Source organism: Paenarthrobacter sp. NPDC089714, assembly GCF_044748905.1.
Lineage (GTDB): Bacteria > Actinomycetota > Actinomycetes > Actinomycetales > Micrococcaceae > Arthrobacter.
Genome location: NZ_JBIVGX010000013.1, coordinates 1 through 9,398, shown reverse-complemented (window position 1 = coordinate 9,398; position 9,398 = coordinate 1). Strand labels below are relative to the sequence as shown.

10 protein-coding genes are annotated in these 9,398 nt (G+C 63.5%); 5 read left to right on the top strand and 5 right to left on the bottom strand.

Annotation, left to right across the window (positions count from 1 at the left end; translation table 11 throughout):
* The first annotated feature begins 3 nt into the window (after nt 1-3).
* Complete coding sequence (gene fes, locus ACIPY3_RS18580) at nt 4-1,296, top strand: enterochelin esterase (RefSeq protein ID WP_400336512.1); 1,293 nt, start codon at nt 4-6, stop codon at nt 1,294-1,296.
* Nucleotides 1,293-1,976 carry a 4'-phosphopantetheinyl transferase family protein gene (locus ACIPY3_RS18575; RefSeq protein ID WP_400336511.1) on the top strand — a complete coding sequence of 228 codons (684 nt, stop codon included), beginning with the start codon at nt 1,293-1,295 and terminating at the stop codon, nt 1,974-1,976. Before fes ends, ACIPY3_RS18575 begins: the two co-directional genes overlap by 4 nt.
* Here ACIPY3_RS18575 and ACIPY3_RS18570 read toward each other — a convergent pair.
* From ACIPY3_RS18570 to ACIPY3_RS18550, 5 genes are all read right to left on the bottom strand, one after another.
* Complete coding sequence (locus tag ACIPY3_RS18570) at nt 1,948-2,754, bottom strand: ABC transporter ATP-binding protein (protein WP_400336510.1); 807 nt, start codon at nt 2,752-2,754, stop codon at nt 1,948-1,950. The two genes, ACIPY3_RS18575 and ACIPY3_RS18570, sit on opposite strands and share 29 nt — an antisense overlap.
* A gap of 17 nt (nt 2,755-2,771) precedes the next feature.
* On the bottom strand, nt 2,772-3,860 hold the full coding sequence (locus ACIPY3_RS18565; RefSeq protein ID WP_400336509.1) for a FecCD family ABC transporter permease: 1,089 nt from the start codon (nt 3,858-3,860) through the stop codon (nt 2,772-2,774).
* On the bottom strand, nt 3,857-4,918 hold the full coding sequence (locus ACIPY3_RS18560; protein WP_400336508.1) for a FecCD family ABC transporter permease: 1,062 nt from the start codon (nt 4,916-4,918) through the stop codon (nt 3,857-3,859). Before ACIPY3_RS18560 ends, ACIPY3_RS18565 begins: the two co-directional genes overlap by 4 nt.
* Nucleotides 4,919-4,927: 9 nt before the next feature.
* A complete protein-coding gene (gene fepB, locus ACIPY3_RS18555; protein WP_400336507.1) occupies nt 4,928-5,929 on the bottom strand; it encodes a Fe2+-enterobactin ABC transporter substrate-binding protein in 1,002 nt (333 codons plus the stop codon).
* 211 nt (nt 5,930-6,140) lie between these two features.
* Nucleotides 6,141-6,755, bottom strand: a complete 615-nt coding sequence (locus tag ACIPY3_RS18550; protein WP_400336506.1) for a TetR/AcrR family transcriptional regulator — start codon at nt 6,753-6,755, stop codon at nt 6,141-6,143.
* A 173-nt stretch (nt 6,756-6,928) separates the two neighbouring features.
* Here ACIPY3_RS18550 and ACIPY3_RS18545 point away from each other — a divergent pair, with 173 nt between their 5' ends.
* The 3 genes from ACIPY3_RS18545 to ACIPY3_RS18535 all read left to right on the top strand — a co-directional run bounded on the left by ACIPY3_RS18545 (nt 6,929) and on the right by ACIPY3_RS18535 (nt 8,892).
* Entirely contained in the window at nt 6,929-7,810 is an 882-nt protein-coding gene (locus tag ACIPY3_RS18545; protein ID WP_400336505.1) for a siderophore-interacting protein, read from the top strand.
* Between the two features lie 63 nt (nt 7,811-7,873).
* On the top strand, nt 7,874-8,056 hold the full coding sequence (locus ACIPY3_RS18540; protein ID WP_400336504.1) for a hypothetical protein: 183 nt from the start codon (nt 7,874-7,876) through the stop codon (nt 8,054-8,056).
* Between the two features lie 107 nt (nt 8,057-8,163).
* Nucleotides 8,164-8,892: a hypothetical protein gene (locus ACIPY3_RS18535; RefSeq protein ID WP_400336503.1), complete on the top strand. Its 729-nt coding sequence runs from the start codon at nt 8,164-8,166 to the stop codon at nt 8,890-8,892.
* The last annotated feature ends 506 nt before the right edge of the window (nt 8,893-9,398 follow it).

Genomic DNA, 9,398 nt, shown 5'->3' with positions numbered 1-9,398 from the left:
GTCATGCTTGAAAACGTTCGGCCGCAACTCTTGGCTGCCTTGGCCGACGACGGGTCCGAGGAGGCCTTCTGGGCACGCGTGGGCCGTACCGGCACCCCGACCGTCGAAGAGATCCCCGGGGGACGCTGCCGTGTGACCTTCCTGTGGAGGGAGACCGGCTCCGACGCCGAGGGAGGCATTGAACGGGTTTACATGGACGTCAACTCCGTTACCAATCATCACGCTGCGGTGCTTCCGGTCATGGAAAGGCTTCCAGGAACCGGCATCTGGTTCTGGGCTGTCGAGGTCTCCGGGGAGTGGCGGGGAAGTTACTCCTACATACCTGCCACGGCTGACCTCGTCCGGGAAGTGGATCCGCCGGAGGCCGGGTTGCTGGACACGAGTCGCCGGGCACGTTGGATCGCACTGCTCCAACACGCCCGGCACGACCCCTTCAACCCCGTACGGGCAGGCCTGAAATCGGGCTTGGCGATGCCCGGGGCGCCCCTGCAGCGTTGGTGGGATGATCCTGCCCCGACGTCCGTCACCGCAGGCACCACCCATGAACTGTCATGGGACAGCGGCCTGCTGGGCAGAACACGAACCGTCTGGGTCCACGAAACCCCCCACGACGCCGACACTGACAAGGCGGATCGTCCCTTGGTGATCCTGCTCGATGGCCAGCACTGGGTCCACCAAATGCCGGCCGCGCGCGTGTTTGACGCGGCTGTTGCAGAGGGCGAAATGCCGGCAGCGGTCATAGTGGCCATCGATGTGCTCAAAGCTGCTGTCCGCTCCGAAGAACTTCCCTGCAACAGCACGTTCTGGGACGCCATCCTGACCGAACTGCTCCCCCTCGTAGAAACCGTCGCGGCCTTCACGAAGGATCCGCGCCGGACCGTCGTGGCCGGGCAAAGCTTCGGCGGACTGGCCGCCATGTTTGCCGCACTGGAACACCCGGAACGGTTCGGTCTGGTGGCCAGCCAGTCCGGGTCTTTCTGGTGGCCCGTTCCCTACACGTCCCCGGTCCCAGGCAGCCCCGGCGGTGACATCGCCGAACGGATCGCCCGCACAACGTTTGAGCATCCGCCCGTCGTCCGGCTTCAGGCTGGTCTGCACGAAGGTGACATGGTCCTGCACAGCCGCACCGTCCATGAGCGCCTCATCGCCGCTGGGGTCGAGTCGAGCTTCGAAGTGTTCGACGGCGGCCACGACTGGTTGTGCTGGCGCGGCGGACTCGTGGATTCCACGATCGACCTGCTGAACACAGCCAGCGTTCCGACCGGTACGCCCCGGCCGGAGCCGGTCAGAGCGTGACGTCGGGGACGGCGGCCCAGGCCTGGATCAGCTGGGCGGCCCCGCTCGAGGACGCAGCGGAATCCGCGTACCTCAGCACCGCTGAACGCGGACAAGTGGCAACGAAACGGCGCCATGAGGACCGCGTCCGGTCCGCAAGTGCGAGGTTGATCCTCAAGGCAGTACTCAAGGGACAGTTCGGCATCGACCCCGCAGGGGTGGAGTTGGTGGCATCGTCCAGGGCCGCCAAACCCGTGCTGCACGTTGGCGGCGCCCCGTCGCGGCTGCGCGCCAACATCTCCCATGCAGGTGATGTGGTCATGGTCGCCGTGACCGAGGGGATTGACGTTGGCGTGGACGTTGAACACGAAGGAGCCACCGCATTTCCCGATTTCGATGCGGTGGCTCTTAGCGATGCGGAGCGAGCTGCCCTGCATGCCCTGCCCCGGGAACGGTGGCCGGGGACCCGCGCCGGGTACTGGGTCCGGAAGGAAGCATTGGTCAAAGCAACCGGCACCGGCCTTTCAGTGGATCCGCGCACCATCTGTTTCGAAAGCCCGGGTCCTGTCATGCCCTCAAGCATTGTCCGGCTGGAGCTTGGACGGGGATACGCTGCCGCGCTCTGTATTCCCGGCGCCTCATGCATCGACCTACGCCACGTGGCGGTGGACCTCAGCCTTCCTCCAAGGGAACGACCATAGGTTTGCCCGTCACTGGGTCAGGTATCACCAACGACTCCAGGCCGAACACTTCCCGGACCAGATCCGCAGTCACAATGTCCGAGGGGCTTCCCTCTGCCACTTTCACGCCGTCCTTCATGGCGATCAAGTGGTCAGCGTAGCGGAATGCCAGATTCAAATCGTGCAGGACGGCCACCAGGGTGTACCGTCCGCTGCGGTGCAGCTCCCGGCACAAATTGAGGATCTCCAACTGATGGCTGATGTCCAGGTAGGTGGTTGGTTCGTCCAGCAACATGATGGGGCTCTCCTGGGCCAGGACCAGTGCCAGCCATACCCGCTGCCGTTGCCCGCCGGATAATTCGTTGATGTGCCGGTCAGCCAAATGCGTGATGTCCGTGGCGTCCATGGCCTTGGTCACGGCGGCCTCGTCCTCAGGTGACCACTGCTTCAACATGCTTTGATGCGGGAAACGTCCACGGGCCACCAAGTCCATGACGGTGATGCCGTCCGGTGCCGTCGACGTCTGCGGCAACAGCCCAAGCTGCCTGGCCACCTCGCGCGTGGAATACTTTTGAATCTGCTTTCCGTCCAGCATCACACGCCCCGAGGTTGGCGTCAGCAGCCGCGACAGGGCACGCAACAAGGTGGACTTGCCGCAAGCGTTGGGGCCGATGATGGCGGTGAACGAAAGCGGCGGGATGCTCACATCCAGGTTTTCGGAAATGATCCGGCCGTCATAGCCCAAGGTCAGCCCGGCGGCGGAGAGCGTTGCCGGTGTGGCAGGTGGTGCGATGGTCATGTTCGTCTTTCCAGGAATCAGAGCTGGCGGGAGCGGGTCAAAAGCCAGAGCAGGTATACCCCACCCACGAGCCCGGTCATGAGCCCGATGGGGATGGCAGCCTTCACGGGCAGGTAGAGGGACAGCAGGTCCGAGCCCACCAGCAGCGCGGCTCCCATCACGGCGCTGGACAGCAACGGGACCCTTGTTCCGCGAGTGAGCCGCAACACCAGCTGCGGCGCCGCCAAGGCGATGAAGGCAATCGGCCCGGCTGCCGCCGTCGCCAATGCTGTCAGTGCGACGGCGGCACCCATCATGACCAGCCGGGTCCGTTCCACACTGACGCCAAGCTGGCGGGCGGAGTCGTCGCCGAGTTCCATCAGGTTCAGGTTCCGGCCGTACCAGCCAATGAGTGGCAACAGCACCAGGAACCCGACAGCCACCGGTGCCGCTTGTTCCCAAGTACGGGCGTTCAAGGAACCGTTGAGCCACAGGTAGGCGGATTGGGCGAGCTCCAGGGAGCCCTTGGCCAGCAGGAGGGTGTTGAGGGCGCCGAGAATCGAGCCGACGCCGATTCCGATCAGGACCAGCCGGTACCCACCGGTCACGCCGCCCTTAATGGAGAGAAGGTAGACGATCCCGGCCGTGAGCAGTCCACCGACTACGGCGGCGGCAGCGGTGGCCGCAGCGCCGGCGTTGAACACAATGATCTGCAGGACAGCCCCGGTAGCGGAGCCGGTGGTGAATCCGATGATGTCCGGTGATCCCAGGGCGTTGCGTGAAATCGATTGGAACACGGCACCAGCCATGCCCAGGGAGGCTCCCACGAACACGGCTGTCACCAGCCGCGGAAGCCGGATTCCGGTCACGACCTTGGTGATGCCGGCGTTCTGGTTCTGCCCCAGCAAGGTACCCACGACGTCGCCAAAGGAGAGCCGGATGGTCCCGGTGCCCATGGAAACGATGCCGAGGAGAAGAACAAGAAGTACAAGGGCAATGACCACGACGACAGTCCGCGGATGCCACAGGAACGAGTAGCTCCCCACCGTTGTCAGACGACCGACCGGAACCCGGGATCGTGAGGCCTGCGCCGGCAACGGGTTGCTGGTGTTTTGGACTGGGTTCATAGTCGTGCCATCTTTCTGCGGCGAACAAGGGCGAGGAAGACGGGCCCGCCGATGAGGGCGGTCATGATTCCAGCGCCGATTTCGCCTGGGAAGAGTACCAGCCGGCCCAAAATATCGGCGGCAAGCAACACGATGGCCGAGGTCACCATCGAATAGGGCAACAGCCATTGGTGGCCGGGCCCGACCAACAGGCGGGCCATGTGCGGGGCGGCCAGGCCAACGAAAGCGATGGGGCCCGCGGCTGCCGTGGCAGCGCCAGAGAGCAGCAGTACGGCGAGAGCGGAGATGATCATGGTTCGTCGGGGCGCTATTCCCAACGCCCGGCTCAGGTCCCCGCCCAGGGCGAGGGAATCCAAGGACCGGGACATGCTGAACGCCAGGACGAAGCCCACCAGGCACACGAGGGCAACTACGGGCAGAACATCGAAACCGCGGCCCTGCAGCGAACCCGTCGCCCACTGGCGGAAGTCATCGTATGTATCGGGATCGCTGTTGATCAGTACGATCGACGTCAGGGCTCCCAGCACTACCGAAAGCCCGGCACCGGCCAGGACCAGACGGACCGGGTTCGTCCCGGCGTCATGAGCGCTGCCCAGCACGTAGACGATCACGCTGGCGATCCCCGCTCCGAGGAAACCAAACCAGACATATCCGGCCACCGCGCTTACGCCGAAGCTGGCAATCCCCACGGCAACCGCTGCCGCGGCACCGGAGTTGATGCCCAGGATGCCCGGCTCGGCCAACGGGTTGCGGGTCAACGCCTGCATCAGAGCACCGGAGAGGCCCAAAGCAGCGCCAACCAGGACCGCAAGGATCGTCCGCGGCAGACGCAGTTGGATTACCAACAGATGCAGGTCATTGCCCGGGTTGAAGTTCAGCAGGGCGTCAAGAGTCGTGTCCACGGGCACCGGGCGGGAACCCACCGCCAAGCTGACGACGCACAACGCGGCAACTACAACCAACCCGGTCAGCACGCCGGTACTCCGCTGCGCACGGCGGCGCAACGGAGTATCGGGCTTCGTGCCCGCACCGGGCTGGGCACGGGAAAGCAGGCTCATCGGCTGTGGTTAGCTGAATGTCTTGGTGAGAAGCTCAACCAACTGCTTGCCGCTGTAGTAATCCAGCCGGAACGACGTCTTACCCAGCGTGTGGACCGACTTGGCCTTCACGGCTGGCAGGTTGGCCAGTACCGGCTCGTCAAGAATGGCCTTGACATCCGCTTCTTCACCGCTGAGGACGAACAGGTTGTCCGCAGCTGCCGCCTTTGGAAGGTTTTCCAGGGACACGAACGCGAAGTCCGAGCGCGGGGTTTTGCTCGAATCCAAGCCCGCAGGGGCTTCAGCTACGTTGAAGCCCAGCGCCGTCAGAAGCTTGGCGTGGGTGCCGCTGAGCTTGCCTACGGCACTGTCATTTCCTGCGCCGTTGAAGTTCATGATGGTGGAGGTTCCGGCCGGATGCTTGATCTTCCCGGCCGCTTCCTTCACGGTGCCATCGAATTCAGAAATGGCCTTCTTTGCATCGTCTTCGTGGCCGGTGGCTTCGCCGAGTTCGGTCGCCAGGTCCTGCCACGTCTTGTCCGCGTAGTTCACCACGATGGTCGGAGCGATGTCACTCAGTTCCTTGTAGTGGTCGGCCGCGCTGTCGGCGCCACTGGTGGAGACGACGATCAGGTCCGGGTCCGCTGCAATGACAGCTTCGAGATCCAGTTCAAGGTTCGGGTACAGCACACCGACGCCTCGCTCATCAGCGACCGAAGCCCACTGGGAGAAGAATCCCTTGCTGTCGGTGATGTCGCCCGGGTTCGTTGCCGCGGTCTTCTTCACCGGTGCGTTGATCGCGAGCAATGAGCCGGTAGCGGTAATGGAGGTCGAGACGATGTTCTCCGGCTTGGCGGAGATGACCGTTTCACCGTTCTCGTGTTTGACCGTCCGGGGCCAGGAGCTGGCTGCCGCGCTCTCCGAGGACTTCGGCTCCTGGGCAGCGGTGGATGCGCCCGAGCACCCCGTGAGGGCGATTGCAGCAGCCGCCAAAGCAGCGGCTGCCGGGATGAGTCTGTTGCGGAATTTCATGGTGTTCTCTCTTGGAAGATGCGAATGGAGAGCTGGAACGCAACCTGCGCACCCGGACATACCGGGGAGGAATCAGTCCAACCTCGAAGGAACTTAGCATAGGCTTACCTAAGAAATAAAAAGAGAACAGTTTCGTGACGTATTTATCCCGGAGCAGTCGCGGCGGGCTTCCGCTGCGCACGTGATGCCGCTCGGAAACAGGTGACTTTCATCACTCTGCAAGGGCTGGTCGCCGTTGGCTTTGCTCAGACGACAAGGCTTCGGCGGTGAGCAGCACGGTGCGCACAACTGCGGCCCGGCGCTGCCCTGCACGACCGGGGACGACGCCGGCCATCAGTCCATCAAGGGCCGGAAGGACCGGCGCGGCATCACAGAGGGTCACGATAGTGATCAGCAGATCGCCGGCGGCTTCTCGCGAAATGCCAGGAAGTGCGGTGAGTGTGCTGTCGACCTTCGCGGCGCAGTTGGCCAGGCGTGCAGGGAGGCCCACAACATCGTGTCCCCGCTCGAGCCCCTCCCAGAACAACAGCCTGGGAACGGTCGCGTCGTTCTGATGGTGATCAAACAATCGGCCGGCGTAGTCAGCCATGGCTTCGGGACCGCGGCCCTGGATGGGGACCTCGTCCATGACGGTACTCAAAGCTGCCACGATGACAGCGTCAAAAAGGGCGTTCTTGCTGCCGAAGTACTGGTAGATCCGCTCTTTGTTGACCCCCGCCTCTGCGGCAATCCGATCCACCCTCGCCCCAGCAAGGCCCCGGGCGCAGAATTCACCCATGGCCGCGTGGAGCAATTGTCTCTTTGTTCGTTCCGTATCCCATGCCATGCGACAACCAACCCTTCAACCCGGAAGCGAAGTTAGCTTAGGCTAAGCTAACTGGAAACACTAATTGAGGTGGTACGGCGAGCATGGATTCGCTCGGGACGGCCGCTGGCTTTGCAGGATGGTCCCCCGTCTTGACGGCCCCTCTGGACGCACGAAGGAAACCAGCGACCCACATGCAACACAAGAACACCGCACCCACCAATGCAGGAGCCCCGGTCGGCGGACTCCCTCAGGCCTATTTGCGGGGCTTCCCCATCAGGATCCGCGAAGTGCTGGTGCTGCGTCGCGTGCAGTTGACACCGCGCATGATCCGGCTGACGCTGGGCGGCCAGAACATGGACCGCTTCGAAAGCCACATTGCCGATGAGCACGTCAAGCTCATCTTCCCCGATCCGGACACTGGCGAACTTCGCGTTCCCAAGCAGGACGATGACCACCTTCATTGGCCCAGGCCGATGCCCGTCACCCGCGATTACACCGTTCGCAGATACGATGCCGCTGCCGGCGAATTCGACCTGGACTTCGTTGTCCATGACCATGGAACGGCCTCCGACTGGGCGCGCACAACGCCGTTGGGCGCACCCATCTGGGTCGCGGGTCCGCCCCGAGGAGTCGTCATCCCGGACGATTTCCGGTGGCAAGCCTACTTTGGAGACGAGACAGCACTTCCTGCGATAGCACGCCGCTTGGAAGAGCTCCCTTCAGCGATCATTGGGTACGCGGTGATCGAGGTGGGCTCAGCCGATGACGAACTCCCGCTGGTGGCCCCGCCCGGCATGGAAATCCGGTGGCTGCACCGCAACGGAGCCGAGCCCGGCACCACGAGGCTGCTCGCAGAAGCCGCCGAAACGATTGAGATCCCCCAAGATGGTCACAGTTACGTTTGGGCCGCAGGCGAAGCAGGCTCCCTGAAACCTCTCCGGAAATGGATCAAGGCCGCAGGGCTGGGCAAGCACTCGTCCGACGTCGACGGCTACTGGAAGCGCGGGGAGAAATCCAACCAGGAACCCGGCGTCGTGGGCACCATCATCAACAGGCTCGCACACGGGCACTGACGCCCGCGTCCAGACGACGCAGTGGGAAGGCTTTCCGCCTGGCTCTGCTGCACAATAGGGAACATGACCGAAAGTATCTTCACACCCGGAGCCGAAGTCACCACTGCTACCCGTGGACGCGGAACGGTTGTGGACGTCCGGGCAACTCCTGCAGGTAAATTCATCATCGGCGTGGAGGACCCTAGCGGTGAAGTGACCTATTTCACCGAGAAGGCAGTCCGGCCGAGCACGCGTAACCCCACATAACTCCGTTCAATGCGGGCACTCTATTAGACTTAGGGAGTGCCCGCCTCGGTGTACCGGGTCACGGTCGCGTCAGCCCTACGCACTGCCCTACGTGTGAGGATGAGGCCATGTCAGGCGAGATCGCGGTCCCCCTTCTGCCCTGCCGATCCATCGATGAGATCGCTGACTTCTACCAGATGCTCGGGTTCGAACGCACTTACTGGCAGACCAAGCCCTACCCTTGCGTCGGTCTCCGGCGCGAAGACCTCCAGCTGCAGTTCTTCGGACTGGACGGCTTCGACCCGGAGACGTCGTACGGATCATGCGTAGTCCTGGTCGAGGACACCATGGCGCTCTACGAGGCCTTCGCCGCCAGCATGCGCCGTACGCACGGCAAGGTGCTGGTCTCCGGCATCCCGCGGATGACCAGGCCACGCAAGCGGAAGAACACCGGCAACGCCTCCGGCTTCTCGGTCGTCGACCCCGGCGGCAACTGGATCCGGTTCTTCCACAACACTGAAGCCGCTGACGACAGCGTCAACGAACCGTCCAGCCAACTTGCGAAGGCCACGCAGAATGCGGTCGTACTGGGCGACTCCAAGGGTGACACGCGGCAGGCCGCCCGAATCCTGGACAGCACGCTGACCAGGCACCGCGCGACGGCCCCGGTCACCGACTTGGTCGAGGCGCTGGTCTACCGCGCCGAGCTCGCACTGCGGCTCGGCGACAGCCCACAGGCCGGCGCACTGCTTGAGGAGGTCGCAACCGCCGAACTCACCGGCGAGCAGCGCATGAGCCTAAGTGAAGTGCTGGCGAACGCAGCCGATCTGGAGCAGGCGCGGAGCGCGGATAACTGAGCGGACTATCCGCAAGCCGACTTGGTCTCAGCGGTCAGGAAACTCTTCCAGGCCGTCGACCCGAGGATTTCCGAAGCCAACAAAATGGAAAGCACCCACGTTTATCCATCGAGGCAATATTGGGGCCGTACGCTTACTGGCCGCTCACCGGTGCAGTCCCGAGCCCATAGCGAGGCTGATTTTCCGGCCAGCCTCTTTCAGTGCCGCCACGAGCCCAGCCACTTCGCTCGGGTTGAAACCTGAACGAGGGGCCGGAAAGCAAAGACCTCTCTGACGAGGGGTGATGCCGTGCCCGAGGTGGGACTCGAACGCGATTCCTGGCCTTGTCATTGCTGGGATCCCGCGGAAACCTGCGAAATCCGGGCCAGTCTGACGGCTGTACAGGCCAGTCCGGGGCGGAAAGTGTGGACATTGATGCTCCTATTGTTGTCAACGGCTGTTGTGCCACGCGGCCGCGCAGGTTACCGTGGCCGCCGCTCCGGCCTCAAGGGTCGCTCCTGCGATCG